This is a genomic window from Micromonospora sp. L31 (assembly GCF_052068075.1).
Taxonomy (GTDB): domain Bacteria; phylum Actinomycetota; class Actinomycetes; order Mycobacteriales; family Micromonosporaceae; genus Micromonospora; species Micromonospora purpureochromogenes.
The window spans coordinates 205,023-225,041 of sequence record NZ_JBQHDC010000010.1 but is presented as its reverse complement, the minus strand read 5'-3'; the positions used below and the strand labels follow the sequence as shown (position 1 = coordinate 225,041).

The window sequence follows — 20,019 nt, the reverse complement described above, 5'->3', positions numbered from 1 at the left end:
GATCTGGCGGCGAACATCCCAAGCCCGAGCCCGCCGATCCCACTACCAGCGCAGACAGGCCAAGTGACGTTGGAGTACTAGGGCGCAGTGTCGGCGCTGGTCCTCTGAGGTTCCCCATGTACGTTCGCGCCGGCCGCCGATGCACTCGCTGCTTTCTGCTGAACGCTGCTCAGTTGAGCGGCGGTTCGTCTCATCTGCCGCTGCACGTTTGCCTGGATCGGCAGTCTAGCCTCGTTGGCATTCGCCGAGCTGGAGGTGGCCAGTGACGACGTGGAGCCCGCGCCGGCGTTGGGCGGTGGTCATCGTGGTGTCGGTGGTCGCGGTGGCCGCAGGTGTGGTCACGACCGCCTGGGTCCGGCGCACCGCGTCGCCCTGGCCGGCCGTGGCAGGCACTCCGTATGAGATCCCGCTCGGATCGGACGGCTGCCCGGTCATCGAGGAGCGGCACCAGTTCGTCGACGCCCATGGTTCGCTGGTGCCGCCCGGCGCAACGGAGGTTCTGCTATGCACGACGCCCACGGCGCTGCATATCCCGGGCCGCAGGGTTGCCGATCCGCCGCGTCAGCGGGTGCTGCACGCCGGGGCCGCCGACTTCGTCGCCCTGCTCAACCGACTACCCGACCGCAACCAGTCCTGGCGGCACTGGCAGCAGCGACACAGCGGCTGGTGGCCCGATGCCGCCCCAGAGCCAATGGGCGAGGCCTGCCCCATGATCGGATACACCCACCAGCACTCGTTCGTGCTGCGCTACCCGGACCAGCCACCGGTACCTCTGATCTACACATGTGGCGGCCAGGCCGGTGGCCTCACCTCGGGCACTCGGACCCGAATGGATGACACCAAGCCCCACCTGGTGGATGAGTTCCTGAGCCGCCTCCAGGGGGATTGATCTGTGCTGATGGTAGGTGTCGCAGGTGAGGTGGTGGTGGTGGAGTGGCTGCGTTGGCCGGAGACGACTTTGATGTCGACGCCGGCGTCGAGGGCGAGGGTGGCGTGGCGCAGGTCCTGCAGTCGAGTGGGTGACAGCCCGGCTTGTCTGACGAGGCGGCGGCAGGGGTGGGGGTGACCGAGTCGGGGTGCCACGGTTGGCCGTCGGGGCGGAAGAAGAACAGCCCGGCGTCGGGCCAGTCAGCGCCGGGGGCGAGGCGCTAGGCGGCGCGGCGGGCCCTGTAGGCGGTGAGGACGGCCCCCAGGGTGGCAGGTTCGGGATGCTGCTGACCACATCAACGGTGGGTATGCAGCGCCTCAACCAAGGGCAAGGGCTGCGGCCGTGTCGTTGGCGGCAGCCCTTGCCGCGGGAAGCCGACGATCTCGATCTCTGTCACGCAGACCGTCTGCCAGCAACGGTCTGCGCCACCAGCGCCTGCTTCCAAACTGCCTCCAAGATAGGGGGCACAAGCGAAGAAGCCCGTTACCGGCAACGCCAGCTCTGCGTCGAAGCGCCAACCTCCTGTTGGGAACTGGGCTATCAGGGCGGCAGCTCGGGGCCTGGTAGATCGCTGCGTCCCAACCTTCAGCGGGGATGTCGAGCAGCATCAACGGCGGCGGCTGTTGGCGAAAGTCGTAGGTGAGCCTCCCGCGGCTACCGTCACCCCCGATGATCACCCCACCCGCTGACCTCGGCGTGGCTACGACGTGTGCTTGGCGTTGCCTACCGAACGGCGAAGAGCTTGGCCTGGACTCGGTCGTGACGGGACTCGACAGGCTCCGCAGACGCCAACAATTCAAGAGTAATCTTTTCGTCCCAGTGGGCGTAGTCGTCGTAGTGGGCCGAGTACCTTTTCCCGGGAGTGCTCTCGGCGGTCGGGTCGGCGTAGACAAGGACAATGTACTTGGACAATCCGTGCATCGATTTTCGACCGTAAAGTTGATCAACGCATCGGCAGAACTCAGACAGGTTCTTGCGGCCCGGTCCGCCTTTGAAGCCCGACCGACCGCCTGTGTATGGATCAAACTTTGGCGCGTGCAGGTAGAGCTTGAACTCGATGAACGCCTTCTCCTTGGCGTGGTGCAACACCAGGTCGATCCGGTCGCACTCCACGAACTGCGTGACGTCGGGGTGGGCCTCTGCGAGACTGCGACAGAAGAAATACCGGAAGACGGATTCGTTCCAGAGGCTGAGGGGCATTCGCGAGAGCTCGTCGGACACCCCCGACATTGCGCTGGAAAATGTCGATCGAACTATGTCATCCATGGTGCGCCCCATCGGTGCAACGTATGAACGGCGGCTAGGTGCAGCTGGTTGAGGTACGGCAGCAGGCCCATGAGGGTACCGCCCGACGGCGTCGGGTGGCTGCGCCGTACCACGACGGATGGTGGAGCGGGCGTTGAGTGGAGGGCTAAAGTTGGGGCTGCAGGCGTCTCGGGCTTCGAGTCGCTGCGTTCACTCAACCAGCTGATAGGCCGTCCCCCACTCGGTCACTCTCGTGGCATTCTTCCCCTATGAACGATCGACGTGTTGCGCAGATTGCAGAGATCCTGTCTCGGCGCAACGCTCTCGATGAACAGATCGCCGCGATCATCCAACGCCCGATGACCGCCGGACATCTCGGCGAGTGGATCGCGGCGAAGATCTTCGGGATCGAGCTCGAAGCCTCGGCGGTAGCTCCCGGGATCGACGGCCGATTCACGTCGGGCCCGCTTCAAGGACGAACCGTCAACGTGAAGTGGTACCTCAAGCGTGAAGGCCTACTCGACCTGACCGACTCGGAGACGCTCGACCACTACCTGGTACTGGCGGGGCCGGCATCAGCGCTCTTGTCCTCGCGCGGCAGCACCCGCCCGTGGTGTATCGCCTCCGTCTACTTTTTCGATGCCCGGCAGGTGCGCGGCGAGCTGCTTGCCCGAGGCGTGTGTATAGGCACGGGGTCGAGCGTGAAGGCTGCCCAGTGGGCCACTGCGGAAATCTACCCCCGGCCGAACAATCCACTGCTGACAGTGAAGCAGGAACAGGCCGACCTGTTGCGGCTGTTTGCACCAGCTGCCGGATAGCACCCAGCGTAATCGGCGATCGGTTTGTCGGCCGTAACCGCAGGTTAGCCCGGTTTGCCCGATCTCCCGGGCGGTTTGCCGGCACGTGCCGGACCGCCTGGTCCGGGCACGTGCCGCCAGACCAGGCCGCGGGGCAGGCCGGTCGCGGGCCCTGCCTTCGAATCAGGCTGGTCCGGATCAAGCCGCGGTGTAGGTGAGCACGAGCAGCACGTCCTCCAGCAGGTCATGATCGATGACGGCGACGTCACCCGGCACCGGGTCCACCACGCCGAGCGCCCCGGGATTGACCACGGCGAGCGTGTGGGTGCCCACCAGCGAGGCGCCGAACGCCGCCGTCACGTCGGCCGTGGGCAGCCCGCCGAGCGCGGTCGCCGGCGGGAACTGGCTCGTCGCCACCTCGTCCACGGCCAGGGTCACCGATCCGGGCGCGTGTCCGGTTCGGGGCACCAGCGCCAGCGAGACCCCGGCCGGGGTGATCGCCTTGCGGTCGAGGTACATCGGGAAGTGCTCGGGCCCCATCCGCAGCGGCACCACCGTGCCGGCGGGGCTCGCCAGCAGCCGCCGATACGCCGAGGAGAAGTCGTGCCGCAGGCTGAGCACCCTGGTCATGGGCGTGTTCTTGAGCCGGTGCAGCAGGCTGCCCGCCTCGGTCACGGGCGCCTCCATCCGCTGCCGCAGCAGCTCCTCGGACTCCGCCGTGTAGGTGACGTGCAGGATGACATCGGTGATGGTGCGGTAGTCGAACGCCCGCAGCGTGCTCGGCAGGGTCAGCCGCCACCTGCTGGCCGCGCCCGCGCCCTCGAAGGGCATGTAGCGCTCGTCGCGGAAGCTGAACTCGAACACCCCGGCGTCCTGCTGCGCGGTGCTCGTCGCGATCGACACGCTGCGGCGCAGCGGCACCTCCACCACCGCCGTCGGCGCCGTCTTCGGCTCCCGGCGCAGCGAGCTGCCGAGCAGCGTCAGAGTCGCGCTGACATTGGTGTACGGCCCGGTGACGCATGGGATCGTCAGCCGCACCGACTTGACCTTCCGCCGGTAGTGGCCCGGATAGAGCAGGTCCAGATGGAACTCGTCCACGCTGAAGTCGCAGGTGCCCTTCTCCCGCAGCTTCACCAGCGCCTGGGGGGCGAGCATGGTGAGCGAGAACGCCTGGTCGACCTCGAGGGTGCGGTAGTTCGTCTCAATGAAGCGGCGTTCCATCGTCTGCAGGTCGACGAGCAGCCGCTCGCCGGCCAGCAGACCGACCCGGCCGGCGTCCCAGTAGGACACGTCGAGCAGGGTGCTGGTGTCGTCGCCGCGCTCGAAGCGGAACGCCTGCTCGGCCAGGCGGGCCATGGCGTAGGCCCCGTTGTAGGCCTCCCGGTAGGCGCGCTGCAGCGTGCTCGCGAGCCAGGTGTAGAGGCCCAGCCCGGTGAACTTCTCACCGTAGAAGGCGAACACCTCGTCGGCCTGCGCGATGCTCGCCTCGTGCAGCTCCAGTGACCGCTGTGCGATGTCGCGGCGGATGCGGGCGGCTTCCAGCTGCTTGTCGAGCTGGCCCAGCTCGTGGTGGATGAGCTTGGTCTGGTGCAGCCAGCCCTCGCGGCGGCGTTCGAAGTTGGCGCGCAGGCCCGCTGCGGCGGCGTCGGCCTCGTACATGCTCGCCATGGTGCGCAGCACGTCGGAGAAGCGGGCGCTGCTGTGGCCGACCTCCATGCCACCGAACTTCATCGCCGTCGGCGCGCCTGCCTGCGGGACCAGGTGCGTGATAGCGGCGATCAGGTCCATCGCGCCGGCGGCCTTCTGCAGACCAGAGGCGGCGATGCGGGAGTCGGACTGCTGCTGCTCGGAGGGGATGAGGTTCTGGTCGGCCAGGCCCTGGTAGTAGTCCCGGCGGTACTCGGCGGCGGTGCGCTGGCGGGCCAGCACCTCGATGGCGTCGTCGGCCGCCGAGATCTCCCACTGGCGGGCCTGGCTGGCCAGCTTCAGCAGGTTCTGCTGCTGCATGGCGCGCAGCTGGGTCAGCTCCTCGACGTCCTTCTTCTCCAGCGCGCCCAGCAGCGCCGATCCGAACGACTGCACCAGCGCCGCGTGCGCCTTGGCCCGGTCGACGAGGTAGAGGAACCGGTAGGGCGGCAGGTTGCCGGCGGTCGCGCCGAGCACGTCGTCGAGGGAGAGCCCGGCGGCGCGGGCGCGCACCAGCAGGCGCGGATCGATCTCGGGCGCGAACAGGGCGACCTGTCGCCGGGCGCCGGTGATGTCAAGGCAGTTGCGGATCTTGAAAAGCTGCTCCTCGACCCGGTCCCAGCGCCGGCCCAGCTCCGGGTTGGCGGGCACGCAGAACACCGGGCTCACCTGCGTGACGATGCTCCAGCCGAAGCGCCCGGCCACCGCCGAGCTGCCGTTCTTGACCAGGATGTGGTCCAGCTGCGGCTGCTCGGCCGTGCCGGCCGGCTCCCAGCGGGCGATCGTCGCGCGGCGCCAGCCGTACACGTCGCTGGTGCCCTTGACCTTCCTCCCGTCCTGCGTGGCAGCCGCCGTCTGCTCGGCCGAGGCCGCCGAGGCGGCGGCGACGTTCCGCACCCGGCGGTGTTCCGGCTCGTCGTCCAGGCTCATCACCAGCTCGTCGGTGTCGCGGCGCTGCTGGTGTTTGAGCCTGCCCTGCCGGCCGACGACCGTGGTCTCCAGCTCGGCGAGGAACTGCGAACCCTTCTCCAGCAGGGGCAGGATGGCCTCGTAGGTCTTCGGGACGACGGCTCCGTCGCCGCAGTCGCCGAGCCGCGCCGGGCGCTCGCCCAGAATGGCCTGCGCGGTCGCGTAGAGCAGCGTCGCCTCGTTGATCGACTCCGTGGTGAACTGCGCGAACAGGCTGTCAGCCCAGTCAAGCAGGTTGTCCACGTACTTCATCACGATGTTCTTCTGGTAGGAGCTCAGCCGCAGCCGGGCAATGGCGTGCGGGTTGAACGGATCCCGCTGGTAGGCCTCGATGGCCTGTGGGTCGGTCAGGATCGCACGCAGCGCCGGCACGTCCAGCCCGCGGAACTCCCGGTAGCGCCAGTTGCGGTCGAGCTCGCGGTGGGCGCGCTCGGCCGGGCTCACGCCGCCCGGCACCGTGATGGTCTCGTTCGCGGTCGGGTCGAACAGGTAGTGGTACCAGCGCTGCGCCGCGCCGAAGCGCTGCTGGCTGCTCAAATGGTTGGCGAGCAGGTACGGGATGTGGAAGAAGATCTCCCGGTAGTAGGTCCCGTACGGCCCGGTGAAGTCGACCTTCCCGGCCGCGACGTCCCCGGCGACGTCGTGCAGGTCGGACACCGGCAGTGCCGCCTCAGCCAGGCTGAGCTGGTGGGCGGTGTCGAGCAGCCCGTCCACACCGCCCAGGAACAGTGTCTCGGCCAGCGCGGGAGCCAGCGTGGTGCCGACCCGGCGCAGCAGGTAGCCGGGCGCGGGCCGCACCGACCCCTGCAGCAGCAGGACGTCCCCGGCGACGTCGATCAGGGCGTCGCTCAGCGAACCGTTGACGAGCTGGAGGTTCGCGCCCGGCGGCAGGGTCAGGATCGGCAGCGGGCCGAAGTCGCGCTCGACGAACTCGCCGGGCGTGTAGGCCACGCCGCGTAGGCCGTCCAGCTTGTTTCCGTCGAGGTACATCGACCGGATGTCGAATCCGGAGGGAAAGTGCGCCTTGGTGAGCCGGCTCAGCGTGCGCGGCCCGCCGCCCCGGTAGGCGTAGACGTGCGCCAGACCGGCCTCGGCCGGGTCGAAGGAATCCCAGGCGTCGGCGCAGGCACGGGTGCGCAGGTCGACGTAGGCCTCCATCTGGAAGCCGACCGAGCCGACCTTCAGCCTGCCAAAGTCGGTGAAGCCGGGGTAGACCACGTCGTAGGCGAAGCCGCGCGGCCGGTAGTCCTCGATCGGCTCCTGGTGCGTCCGCCCGAGCGGGTCCAGATCGGTGGTGAAATTGCTGTAGACGGTCTCCTCGAAGATCCCGTCGCTGATGAAGGGGTACACGTTCTGCAGGCTCATCCGCTGCGGTGCCGACCAGCTGCCATCCAGCCGCAGGGTGGTGCACTTGAACGCCATCGTGTGCAGGTAGGCGGAGAAGACCGAGTCGCCTTCGACGATCCGGCTCTTCGGCTTGGTGGTCCACTCGTTCCAGAACAGGTGCAGCCGGCCGCGCACCACGATGGGCGCGACGTGGCGAGATCCGATCTGGACGTCGATCTTGCGCCACGGCTCCCAGACGGTGCCGCGGTCAGTCTCGCTGACGCCGTAGTGCGCGTTGCGGACCGCCCGGTGGTAGAAGACCGCCGGGTCGGCGGAGCTGACGCCGATCAGGTGCAGCACGTCGGTGCGCCCGGCCGGGTCCTTGTCGTGGTAGCTGCCGGTGATCTGCAACCCGGCCAGCTCCTCGAAACCGGCGAGATAGGAGGCGTAGGCGTCGAGCACACTCTGCTCGTCGACCGGGCTCTGCAGCAGCGCCGTCTCCAGCTCGGCGAACAGCGGTGACTTGTCGTCGCGCAGGTGCGGCTCGAGGTAGTTCTCCGGCCACAGGAAGACCTTGCGGTTGGCCTCCCAGACCCGGTAGTTGCGCCGCCACGCCCACTCGTCGGCCGGGATGGCGCCCGGTGACACCGCTACGTGCGCGGGGTCCGACGGCGCCCGCCGGTCGGACTCCAGGTTCATCAGGACGCGGTGCACGTAGAGCTGCACGCTCGAGACCGCCGAGACCACCCGCGAGGTGCGGACGCAGCCCTCCAGCTCGACGTCGATCAGGAAGTGCTGGTACAGATCGTTGCGCGTGGTGAACTGCGGGAACGACGAGTGGATCAGGAAGTCGACCAGGGCATCCCGGCACCGTGAGCGCAGCACGTCCTGCAACGGCTCGATGCGCTCGGCCGCCTGCGCCTGCGTGAAGCGGGCGTGGATGCCGGCCCGCAGCGCGTCCGCGGCGGCGTCCAGGTCGCCGTAGCTCGCCGAGCCGATCAGGGCCAGCGTCTCGCCGCCGACGCCGAGCCGCTGCGCCAGCGCCGCGCATTCAGCCAGCCGGTGCAGGGCCGCCGCGCTCTCGATCGCGGGCTGGCTGCCGCCGGTGGGCGGGGTCAGCGCGCGCAGCAGGCCCGGCAGCAGCCCCACCGGGGCGGCCACCACCCTGGCCAGCTTCGCCGGGTCGGCTGCGGCGAAGCCACCCGCCTGCGTGTACGACGCCAGCACCTCCAGGGCGTCGAGGGCGGTGGCGTCGGGTCCCGCGGCGGTGACCACGGTCAGCGCCCGTACCGTCGCCATGCCGATGTGCCGGGGGTCGGTCAGCCCGACCGTGGCCGGGTGCGCGGCGATGAAGCCGACCGCCGCGGTGTCCAGCCTCGGCGGCGCGAACAGCACCATCAGCGGCACCAGCTCGGTGACCAGCGTGACCAGCGCGGCCGGTGACGCGGTGCCGTGCAGGGCGGCCGGCAGCGCCCCGGCGGACAGGTCGGCCTGGAGCAGCTCCAACAGGGTGCGGACCGTCTCCACCGGCAGCCGCAGGCGACCGGCGAGCCTGGTCGACAGCACCGCGCTCGGGTGGAAGGCGGTGAGCAGGTCACGCACGTCCGAGGGGACCAGCGTCACCCCGGCCGGCATGGTCAGCGGCGTGTCGAGGTCGAAGTCGTCGGCGAGCCGGAAGCGGCCGGTCCCGGCCGGGCTGAACCGGGTCGGGTTGGCCGCTATCACCGCCCGCGAGCTGTCCTCGGTGACCCCGTCGAGGAAGCCTAGGACCGTGTCGGCGAAGGACAGGGCCTGCTCGGTGGCGGTCTCGGTGAGCAGTCCGGTGACCAGCGCGGCCGGGTCGGGGTAGCGGCTCGGATCGACCGGTGCCCGGTCGGCGAGCACGTCCAGGTCGTCGAGCGTCCGGCCGCTGCCGGACCACCACCGGTGCTGGTCGAGCAGGGCCGTGAGGCCGGTCAGCCCGGCGGCGGGGCGGTGCGCGTCGGCGGCCGGCGGGGTGGTCGCGGGGGTGTGCGACAGCAGGCGCAGCAGCTCCACGACGGACAGGCCGAGCAGCCGGGCCAAGCGGGCGTGCCGGTAGAGGGCGGACAGGTGCGCGGCGGTGAGGGTGAAGGCGCGGGCGGCCGGGTCGGTCGCGGCGGGATCGACGTCCAGCTCGGCTTTCAACCCGTAGATCATCACGAGCAGTTCGGACTCGGTGACGCCCAGCGCGGTCTGCAACCGGTGCTGGGTGAGGCCGGCGATCGGCGCGGTGGCCGCCCCGCGCAGTGCCGGGTGCAGGAACGTGGTGGTGTCCTTGGGGTAGGCGCCGTCCTGCGCCACGAACGCGGCCAGGTTGAACAGGCGGTCGAACAGCGACGGCGCGCCCGGCTCGGCGGGCACCCGCGGCAGCGCACCGGCCAGCGCGCACACCTCGGCGGCGGGGATCTCCAGCCGCAGCTGCACGTCCTGGAGGGTGGCGACCAAGGCCAACTCGTCGGGGGTCAGCGTGGTGACGGCGAGCTGGGTCAGCACCAGGTCGAGCTCGCCGACGCCCCAGTCGAGGCTGCGCCACAGGCGGATGAGGCGGTGCAGCCGGTCGAGCGCGGCGGCGGTGAGCCCGTGCACCCGCTCGACGTCGTGCTGGACGCTCGCCGCGCTCGTCTTCTCGGCTCGGATCGTGACGGCCGCCCCGGCGGCGCCGACGAACCTAGTGGCCAGCAGCGCGCCCAGCTCCTCGCGGGTCACCTCGGCCGCCCGCACCAGCTCCTGCGCGTCGAAGCCGGGCACCACACCGGCCTGGTCGGGCACCAGCGGCAGGCCGTACCGGGCCCGTAGCGACACCAGATCCACGTCCGGCGTGACGATCAGATGATAGTCCTGATCGGACAGCTCAAGCCGCGCGGCGACCTGGGCGCGGGCCGGCGCGCCGGTGGCCAGCACCACGTCGGAGCGGGTGACGTCGCCGTCGCCGAGATAGACCCGCACCCGCTGGGTCGGCAGGCTGAACGGCAGCCGCAGCGACTCCTGGGACACGGCCAGCGCCTGGGCGTAGACGGCGTGGCGCACCGCGGTCCGATCCGCCAGGCTGCCGATGTGCCCGCGGCTGGTGGCGGTGTAGTTCTCCAGGATCTCGTTGATGATGTCCAGGGACGGGATCATCGTCGAGGTGTTCTGGCAGGTCAGCGGCGTCGTCCACAGGTCCGGGCGCCGGGTGCGCAGGTGCAGCGGATGGCCTGCGCGCGCGCCGGCGAAGACGCTGTCGGAGACGTGCCGCTGCACGAACAGCATCAGGTCGGCGAAGTAGGCCGGTGGTCCCAGGATCGACTCGCAGTGACCGCAGTCGCAGGCGGCCTGGCTGCCGAACAGCTCCCGGTAGCCGTCGAGGGTGCGCAGGTAGTCGAGCACCCCGGGCGGCGGGCTGGTCGCCGTGCCGGTCCCCGCGATTGCCGCCGTCGCGGGTGCCGACACCTCGAGGTCGAGGATGCCGCCGAAGAGCCCTGTGACGGTGGACAGCATCCGGGCGGCCTTGTGGTGGTGCAGCTCCGCCACGTCCGGTGGCAGGCCGGTGCGGTCGATGAGGTCCTGCAGGGTCAGACGCGCCACCGCGACTCCGCTGTCCAGGCCCGACGCAAGCAGGGTCCTAGCATCCTCCACATCGGAGGAAAGCTGGTAGACGCGCTGATGCGCCTTGAGGGTGGCGAGCACGCCGTCCCGGTCGCGCTCGTCGAGCACCTTCAGGTTCAGCCCGGCGAGGTCGCCGCTGCCCGGTGCCAGGTCCAGCGCCAGCAGCTCCACGTCCGGGTTCGCCTCGCGCACCCGGCGCAACCCGTCGATGCCCGCGCCGATGTGCTCGACCTTCTGCCGGGGGGACAGCTTTTCGTCGGCCAGCACCTGGTCAAGGCCCAGTCCCGGGTACGACGCGCACAGTCGCCGCAGCCGTGCCCTCGCCGTCTCGTCCTTGCCGGCGTTCAGGTCCTCCGCGACATGCTTGAGGTCGGGGGCGAGCCGGGCGGCCAGCGCCTCGCCGGGGAAGATCCGCTCGAACCGGGTCCGCAGCGTGTCGGCGTAGCCGCGCACGGAGAGCTCACGCGGCGGGGTGATCCCCGACCGGGTAATCAGGCCGGCCCAGTCGCCGCTGTCCAGGGTGGCCAGCTCGCGCAGGGTGCGGGGCGGCTCCCCGCGACCGGGTAGCTCGGCCTTGAGGATCACCGCGCCGAGCGCGGTCTGCCCGTCGGTGAGCCCGACGATGCCGTTGAGCAGGTGCAGGTTGGCGGCCTGCGCGGCGCTGAGCTGCCCCGACTCGACGAGCGGGCGCAGCGCCCGGCCGGTCAGGTCGACCGGGTCCGGGTTGCTCGTCATGAGCCTCGCGGCCACCTCGTCGTCGAGTCCTGCCGTACGGACCAGCTCGACCGCGAGGCCGCGCCGGTCCTCGCGCTGCCGCAACTGCCGTTCGGCCAGCCGGTCACGATTGATCCGCCCGCTCTGCCCTGGACCACCGCTGTCAGGACCCGGCGCTGGACCGCCGCGCTCCGGACCGCTGAGGTCTGGACCGCCCTGGTCTGGATTGATGATCCGGCCAGGACCGCCCTGCTCCGTTCCGCCGTGGCCTGCACCGCTGCCGGCCGGTCGGGGGCGCGGCAGATCGTCGGAGTTCCTGGGCTGCATCGTCATGTCACGGTCCCGGCTCAGAGGTGGAGATCTCAGAGGTGATGTCAGAAATTGAGGAATAGATTGGGGTGGTTCTTCTTGAGGTAGTTCAGCTCTTTCTTCGGCAGGACGCGCTGCTTGGGCGGGAGCATCCGATCCTTGATCGCCTTCGTGGGCCCGCTGCGGTAGTACTCGAGCAGCTCCAGCATGCCCTTGTTGAAGTAACGCGTGGACCCTTTCTGCTCCCTGCTGATCTTGCGCAGGTCGTAGAAGTCCCGGGTGAGGGTCTGGCGGAACGGCAGGTTGCGTTCCTTGATCTTGGTGATCAGGCCCTTCCACCCGTAGGTGCGGGTGAGTTTGTGGAATTTGCGCCACGCCAGCATCGCGCCGCCCTTGGCCCGGGGCGCGAAGTTCCGCGCGGCCTGGGGCATGTGGTGCGAGTCGAGGCCGGTGTTGCGGGCAGTCGGCTTGACCTTGCCGTGCGCGCCCGCGTCGCCGGGCTGGCCCTTGCCGACGACCTTCCCCTTCCCCTTGCCCACGGCGGACACGCCGCCCGCCAGCATGCCGAGATAGATCGACTGGATCACGACGTTGGCGTAGGCCTGGCCGCTCGCCTTAGCGTGCGCCGCCGCGGCCTCCTTGTCACCTAGCGAGTTCAGGTAGAGGGCCTGCTCGGCCTCCTGGTCGGAGGTGTAGCCAGCGCGCAGAGCAAGGGACAGCGGGTTGAACATGTTGACCACACCCAGCACGCCGTAGCCGCCGCCACCCTCCTCGTGGTAGGTCTCGCTGATTTGCACGCCGAGCTGCGCGAACCCGCGTGCCGGGGCGGTCGGGTCGACCCTCCTGACGAACACGCCGACGATCGCGTCCGTCACCTGCTCCAGCGCCTCGTCCAGGAAGCCGTCGAAGAAGTCGTCCCGCAGTCCGCGGGGCCGCCCCTCCTGCTCGCCGTCGAGCTGGTCGTCGGCCGGCTCGGACGGATCGACCTCCAGCCGCCACCCCGACTCGACCGAGCCCACCAGCGGCACGCCGTCGCCGGCGGACTCCAGGCCATCCTCGACGGGCACGCTCTCGTCGCCAGGCTCGCCGGCTCCGGACGCGCCCTCCATCTCGGCCAGCAGGTCCTCCAGCAGCGCAAGGTCGGCCGGGTCCAACGACTCGAGCTCCGCCAGATCCTCCGGGGTCAGCCCCAGATCCTGCGGCACCGAGGCGCCGTCGAGGTCGTCGAGGTCCTCGGCGCTCTCCTCCGGAGCCTGCGCGGCCTGAGGCGACGGGGTCGCGCCACCGAGGTTGGGGTCCTGCGCGGGCACCGCGTTCGGGGCGTCGGACGCCGTTGCCGCCGGAGCGGACGACGGCGGCTGCCCGGGTGGCGCGGGCGGCGGCGCGGCTGCCGCAGGGGCTGGCGGGCGCTTGGCCGGTGGCGGCACGATCACCGCGCCCAGCTCGCCGACCTCGGCGCACGGCTGCGGCGTGCCGTACGCGACATCCAGCGTGACAGTCTCGGTCGTCTCCCCGTTGACCACGGTGGTGGTGACGGTCAACCGCGCAGCGGTGGCCGTGGACAGGTCACCGGACATGTCCTTGAGCACACGCTCGGCGAGCGCACGATACGGTGGCTTCATGTCTGCGATTTGGTTGCGCAGCACGCTCTCCAGATTCGTACGCGCCGGAGGTGCGCCGGCCTTCTTGGCCGCCTTCGCCGGAGCGCGCTTTATCGAGGCGAGGCCGTCGGGGTCGCGGTAGACGATCGGATTGGAACGGCAGTACTCGTAGTGGTTGAGCGAGTCCGCCGGGCCGAGCGGATCCGGGCTCAGCCAGCGCCCGATCCACGCCGCGTAGTAGCGGTGGCCCCCGTAGTAGAGGCCGGTCAGGTCATCGCGCTCGGCACCCCGGAAGCGGTGGTCCTTGGCGCCCACGTCGCGCAGGTCGTCACCGGCGAGAAAGGAACTTCCGCCGTACGGGAAGAACTCCTCGTAGCTGACGACGCCCCCGCCGCCGTCGAGCTCCAGAACCGCCGAACCCATCTGATCGCCGAGCTGGTAGCGGGTGCGCAGCACGGCCGCGCCGGACGGAGCGGGCTGCACTTCGCGGGTGGCGGTGTCCACGGTCCAGCGGTGCACGACGGCCACCCGCTGATCCCCGTCGTCGACGTGGGACGAGATCCGTTCGAGCACCAGCCGCCCGCCACGGCGGATCCGGACGATCTCGCAGCCGTCGAGGTAGACCTTGTCGACGGTCTCGACCTCGCCGGTCTGCACGTCGACGACGCGCTGGCTCACCTTACGCACCCGCAGGCCGTCCGCGCCGTAGGTGTAGTACTCCGCGTCGTCGGGCCGGTTGGCCGCAGACCGGTCCACGATTACCGCGTGCCGTACCTGGTTCTCGTGCCCCCACTCGACGGCGGCCAGGTGGGAGAGCCTGCTCAGGTTGCCCACCGGGTCGAAGTGCCGCTCCGGGTCGGCGATCGGCACGCCGGCCGGGTCGAGGCTGGGCAGTGATCGGTTGGAGCTGCCCGAGGTCCAGAAGTCGGTGGTCCAGCCGCGGCTGACACCCTGATGGCGCAGCCGGGTCAGGTTGTTGGCGAGGTCGTAGGTGTAGTTCTGGGTGTAGCGCTCGACGGCCTGGCCGTTGTTGAGGCTCAGATGCCGGGTGCCCCGGTAGCCGCCCGGGGTGAACGAGCCCGCGCTGTAATCGGGTTCGAGCAGCGCCTGGTGCACCCGGCCAGTGGCCGAGACGAGCCGGTAGAGCGCGTCGTAGCGGTAGTCGCTGTGCGTCGACGCGGTCGACCCGGTCAGCAGGGGCGTGACCGCCAAGGGCTGCTGCGCGTGGTCGACGCTGTGAATGAGGTTGCCGACCGGGTCGTAGGTGTAGGCCAGGTCCTGCAGCGGCGTGCCGTCGGGGCGGTCGGCGGTGATCCGGGTGGTGCGGAACGTCTCCGGGTCGAAGTCGTGGCTGAGCCGCACCCCGTTGCCGAGCACCGCGCTGGTGCGATCGCCGCGGGCGTTGTAGACCGCCTGCGACAGCAGCGTCTGCTCGGGCGCAGAGCCGTCGAGCAGGGCCAGCCGTACGCGCGTGACGCCCCCCTCCGGCGCGTGGTCGAAACCGCGTCGGGTCCCGTCGGGCAGCACCCGCCACAGCACCCGTCCCAGCCCGTCGAAGCCCTGCTCGGTGACGTGCACGGTCGGGTCCATCAGCACCGAGGCCGGGTCGGCCCAATCTGGCCCGGTGACGTAGTCGGCGCACAGCTGCCGGGTGCTGCGCATCAGCGCGCCGTCCGGCGTGTAGTGCGTCACGACCAGCACACCTGCCTGGTCGCGGTGCCTGATCAGGCGGCCCCGGGCGTTGCGGGCGGCGGCGTCGGCGATGCCCGGATCCTCGCCGTAGAGCATGTCCTCGATCAGGCGGCTCGCCTGCCCGGAGCCGTCGTCCAGGCGCACCGTGATGGGGCGGTCGAGGTTGTCGAAGGTGGTGCGCAGGTGCACGCCGCGACCGTCCCAGCGGTGCACCGGGCGGCCCGCCGCGTCGGGCAGCAGCCACACCTCGCCTGCGTCGGCGCTGTGCTGGTGCAGCAGCCTGCCGTCGAGGTCACGGGTGTAGGTAAGCGCCACGATGCCCCGCGGGTCGATGACCTGCCACGGCTCGCCGTGGGCGTCCAGCCTGGTCTGGGTAACCACGTCCTGGGCTGACGCGCCGAACTCGGCCCCGGTGTTCTCGACCTGGCGCACCTGGCGGCCGAGCGGATCGAGCATGACCACCAGCGGGGTGCCGGCGTGCTCCTGCGCCGTGCGCAGCGCCTCCTTTGCCGGCTCGCCATCGGGCAGGGCCTCCCGGGACACCCGGTAGAGCGACTGCTGCACGGTGTCGTTGCGATCGTAGTGGCTGCTCTGCCACGGCAAGAACACGTTGCGCGCGTGGCTGCCGTCGGGCTCGTCGACCCGGACCACGCGGCCCACCGCGTCGTAGCCATGTGACCGGGCGACCCCCACCAGGGTGGTCTCCAGGTCCGGGGTGGCGCTGAACCAGGGCTCGTATTCGCGGACGGGATGCTGGCGGGCGTCGTGCGTGATCGTGCCCGAGGTTAGCCAGCGACCGGCGGACATCAGCGACTTTGCCTGCGCGGCGCGGCCGAAGCCGTCGAGATGCAGCACGGAGACCTGCCTGCGGCCGGACTCGCCCGCGCCGGATGCGGTGCCCGTGCCGGGTGCGGTGGGCGTGTCTCCCACGCCTGGTGCGGTGGGCGGGCCGGTTCCGTCGTGGACCAGGCGCTCCCTGGCCACCCGCACCATTCTCGGCGCGATGCCCAGGTTCCAGGAGCCGACGTCGTAGGCGGTGACCTCCCCGGCCTGGTCCAGCCCGGCCGCGCCGAGCACGGCGCCCGCGTCGGCGAGCAGGGCGTCGACCACGTCGGCCGGGTCGCCGGAGGGCCAGGACACCACCATCGGAAGTGGACCGTCACCGTAGGGCAGGACCGTCGCGCCACCTGACCCACCAACTGTGCCGTCTGACCCGGCACTCGCGCCTGACCCGGCACCCGTGCTGCCGAGGGCCAGGACGCTGCCCCGGCTGCCGCGCGCCACGATCACGCCGAGCGGGTCGTGGCGCACCTCCTCGACGGCGCCGTTCGGGTCGGTCAACCGCTTCGGGGTGCACAGGTGATAGTCGACGGCCGCCGAGCTGCGGTTTCCGGCCGAGTCGACCTGCTCGACGGGCTCGAGGTGGTAGGCGTCGTAGCGCAGCACCTCCGTCGCCCCGTCCCACCGGATCGTGCCCGCGGGCTGGGCGAACTCCGCCGCGGGCGTATGCGTGCGGACGGGCTCCGACCGCCACCAGAAGCCCTCTCGCAGCCGGTAACCGAGCCCGTTGAGCAGCGAGTCGTCGACCCTGGTCCGATCAGGAGTGTTCAGCGCCCCGGTCACCTGGGCCGGGGTGAAGCAGGCGATCTCCACGTGGTGCGGCAGCGCCGGAGCGCCGACCTGGCCCGACGGCAGTGCCGAGGCCCGGTCGGTGGACCAGTAGCTGTGCCGTGTGCGGCCGGCGACGCGCGCCGTCACCACCGGACCGGAGCCACGCGGTGCCGGTGCCGTCGCGGGCGGGGGCAGCGGCTGGTGCGGCAGGAGCGGGCTCGCCACCGCTGCGGTGACCGCGGCGATGAGGGCGTCGACCGGCCAGGTGTCACCGGGCGCCGCGCCAGACAGGGCCAGCTCGAAGCCGGTGCCCTGGGCGGGCAGGCCGCATTCGAACCGCTCGGCCATGTCGATGTTGATGACGTGCAGCTGCTGGGCGGTCGCCACCGCCGTGGCCTGCGGCGGGAGCCGGTCCGGACCCGGGCGGCGGGGGCAGCCCACCTCGACGGCGAGCAGCACCGTGCCGTACTGGTCGACCTCGGCGTTGACCTGGTGCGTCACGCGGGGGTCGAACGGCTGCTGCTCGTAGACGTGGTGCACGGTCTCGCGGACGTGGGTGCGCAGCACCGCGGGCTGTGCCGGGCCTCGCCCCGGCGGGGTGCCCGGTTGCAGGAGCCGGGCACGGTGGTGCGTCTGCGTCACGTGGCAGGGATGCGGAGCGCGCTCGCCCGACGGGGTGACCGCGTACGTCTCGACACGGACGACCCGGCCGGCGAGGCCGCGCAGGCCCGCCGCGACGTCGTCCGCGTCCAGCACGCCGGACTCCGCCACGGTCGCCGATGGCAGGGTGACCAGCCCGGGATCGGCGCGGTAGCCGTCCGCGAGGCTGCGGTGCCAGTCGGCGGCGCCGGTGTGCGACCAGGTGCGCACGCAGGAGACGGCCACCGGGTCACCCTCGGCCAGCGGGTCCGCGGCGGTGTCCGCGTCATAGCGGTCAACCAGGGCGAATCCGCGGAACTCCTGCTCGTCACCGTCGAAGTGACCGTCGTGGTAGTCGTACCGGCTGACGGCCCGCTGGCCGAGCACGTGGTCCAGCAGCTCGCGGCGGTCGACCACCACCGGGTGATGGGGCAGCCTGGTGTGCCAGTCCCGGCCCGCCGCGCGATCGCGCACCAGGTGCCGCACCGACGAGCCGTAGTGCAGCCGGATCTCGCCGCCCACCGAGTTCGTGACGCCGGTGAGCAGCCGGGGGGGCACCGGACCCGCCAGCGGGGCGCAGCGCACGGGGGCGGACTGGCCGGGCAGGGGGGAGGACCACACCAGGCAGGGGCGGCCGTCGCCCAGGAAGTCGAGCACGTCGACCGCGGCGAGCCGGTCCAGGTAGGGCATCCCCTGCATGGCGGGCAGCGGGAGGAAGCCGTTGCCGGCGGCGTTGATCCAGCGGCGCAGCTCGCCCCGGCCGAGGTAGATCAGGTCGGCGGTGCCACTGCCGTCGAGGTCGACGAAGCGCAGCCGGGCGGGGTCGAACCCGCCGTCGGGCTCGAAGACCGGGGCGCCGTCCATGGTCACCACGTCGCCGAACCGCCCGTGGCCCAGCTGCGGCCAGTAGCGCACGCTGCCGTTGCGCACCTGCACCAGGTCGACCAGCCCGTCGCCGTTCATGTCGACGAGGAACAGGCCCTTCTCCGGCGCTTCCAGCACGGCGGGCGGCGCGTCAACGCCCGCGCTGCGGCCCACCCCGGCCGGTGCGCCGAAACCGTGCCCGCCGCGCGCCTGCCCCGAATAGCATGTCAGCCCGGAAGCGCCCGCGACCAGCAGCTCGGCCAGGCCGTCACCGTCGACGTCGAGCCAGGTGCCCGGCCGCGCCAGGCCGTCGGTGCGGGGCATCGCCGCGAACGGGCGGTGTCCGGACCAGCGGCCTGTCGTGCGGTCCAGCGACGCCGCGCCCGCCCAGCGACCGGACACGCTGACCAGGTCGGTGTTGCCGTCGCGGTCGAAGTCGCCGAGGCTGGCGCTCGCCCCGGCCCGGGTGGGCCGGGCGGCCAGCAGCACCTGCGCCCCGAGCCGGCCGCCACCGTCGTTGGGTTTGTAGTACCAGGCGTCGGGGGTCTCGGTCAGCAACCCAGGCAGCCCGTCGCCGTGCAGGTCGATCCAGCGGCTGCCCGGCTCGGCCAGCCCGTGCGGCGCGTTTCGCAGCGAGTCGGCCGGCACGTCGGCGAAGTCCGCCGTCACCTGCGCGGCCGAGTAGGCGAACTCCAGCGGGGGCAGCGAGCGGCGCGAGACGGCGCCGCCGTCATGGCGTACCCCCGTGTGGACGACCCGGACCAGCGTCGTGCCCGCCGGCTGCTCGTCGTAGCCGAAGGAGGTCTCGCCGACCAGCGCGGCCTGCGGTCCTAGCTCGGCGAAGCGGTGGAACATCAGCACCCGGCGGCACAGCCGGTGGGTGCGAAGATCGAACCCCGGCCGGTACGAGGAAAACGGGTCGAGCCGCGCCGGCCACGTCCCTGACGGCAGCGGCCGGTCGTCGGCATGGTCGCCGTAGTCGAAGACCGCCTCGAACAGCCAGGAGTTGCCTTGAGGCACCGCCTCGTCGGGTCCGAACGGGACGGTGTTGCCATAGCGGACGCTCGCCGGATGCCGCTGCGGCCAGCCGTCGCGGCGCGAGTGCGATCGCGCGGCCGAGGTGCACTGCACCACCCCGGCCTGGTCCTCGGCCCGGTAGACGAAGTGCACGACGTTGCCGTGCGAGTCGTGGCGCGACTGGGGCAGCCAGGCGTAGACGCGCTCGGGCTGGTCCGGATCGGAGATCTGCGCGGTGGCCTGCCGGCCGAAGACCGTCACCACGTCGTGCCGGTCACGCATCCGCCAGTGCTGCTCGCCGTCGGCGCGCACCCATCGCTCCAGCCGGACGGGCCCGATGTCCGCGCGCGTGTGGAAGAACTGCACCCTGTACGGCCCAACCGTCGCCGTCCGCCGCCGCCACCCGGACGGCTGGGCCGGCTCGAGCGCGGGGACGAGATCGCAGTCGCCGTAGCGGTAGCCGTCGCTGTCGTCATAGCTCGGCAGGCGCCGCCTCAAACTCCTGGTGACAGGGGTCATGCCGGCGAGGGACCAGCCCAGCCCGAAGATCGAGTTGGCACCGCCGGAGCTGTAGGACAGGGCCAGCGACGGACCGTGATCCGCCCGGCCCTCCGTCAGCGGCAGTGGCACCCGGACCGAGGCGGCACCGGTGAAGGGATCGACGTCGACGTCGTGGGCGACGTGCAGATCGGCGAGCTCGGTGCTGATGACGGTGAACGGAGCGGCCTCGTCCACGACACCCTCCCCGGCTGTACGCGATGCGACAGCAGTCGCTCGTGCGCAAAGTATTGTCTCCGGGCGATACCCGGTCTCGACAGGGTCAGCTGTCTGACAGACCTCTGACCGAGTGGCTGACGCGCTCCGGCTCATGATGCGCCCGCGCTCCGGCAGTCCGTTACCTGGACAAGAGCCGGAAGTCCATGGAGTACGTTTCCAACTCGGTCCATGCTCGACCTTCGCACCGGCAGGCCCAACGCCCCAACCAGCTCCGTTCGCGTCATCGGGCCCTCCGCAG

5 protein-coding genes are annotated in these 20,019 nt (G+C 71.0%); 2 read left to right on the top strand and 3 right to left on the bottom strand.

All coding sequences use genetic code 11. From position 1 onward, the window contains the following. The first annotated feature begins 295 nt into the window (after positions 1-295). Complete coding sequence (locus tag ACTMS9_RS24965; RefSeq protein WP_441166151.1) at positions 296-889, top strand: hypothetical protein; 594 nt, start codon at positions 296-298, stop codon at positions 887-889. A 762-nt stretch (positions 890-1,651) separates the two neighbouring features. Here ACTMS9_RS24965 and ACTMS9_RS24960 read toward each other — a convergent pair. After that, positions 1,652-2,149, bottom strand: coding sequence for a hypothetical protein (locus tag ACTMS9_RS24960; protein ID WP_441166150.1), 498 nt, complete (start codon positions 2,147-2,149; stop codon positions 1,652-1,654). Positions 2,150-2,442: 293 nt separating this feature from the next. On the opposite strand from ACTMS9_RS24960, the gene ACTMS9_RS24955 reads away from it, so the two are divergent. Further along, entirely contained in the window at positions 2,443-2,991 is a 549-nt protein-coding gene (locus tag ACTMS9_RS24955) for a hypothetical protein (RefSeq protein ID WP_441149356.1), read from the top strand. Between the two features lie 177 nt (positions 2,992-3,168). Here ACTMS9_RS24955 and ACTMS9_RS24950 read toward each other — a convergent pair whose 3' ends face one another. Both ACTMS9_RS24950 and ACTMS9_RS24945 read right to left on the bottom strand, forming a co-directional pair. Then, complete coding sequence (locus ACTMS9_RS24950; protein WP_441166149.1) at positions 3,169-11,376, bottom strand: neuraminidase-like domain-containing protein; 8,208 nt, start codon at positions 11,374-11,376, stop codon at positions 3,169-3,171. A gap of 269 nt (positions 11,377-11,645) precedes the next feature. Further along, complete coding sequence (locus ACTMS9_RS24945; RefSeq protein WP_441166148.1) at positions 11,646-19,739, bottom strand: SpvB/TcaC N-terminal domain-containing protein; 8,094 nt, start codon at positions 19,737-19,739, stop codon at positions 11,646-11,648. Positions 19,740-20,019 lie beyond the last annotated feature (280 nt).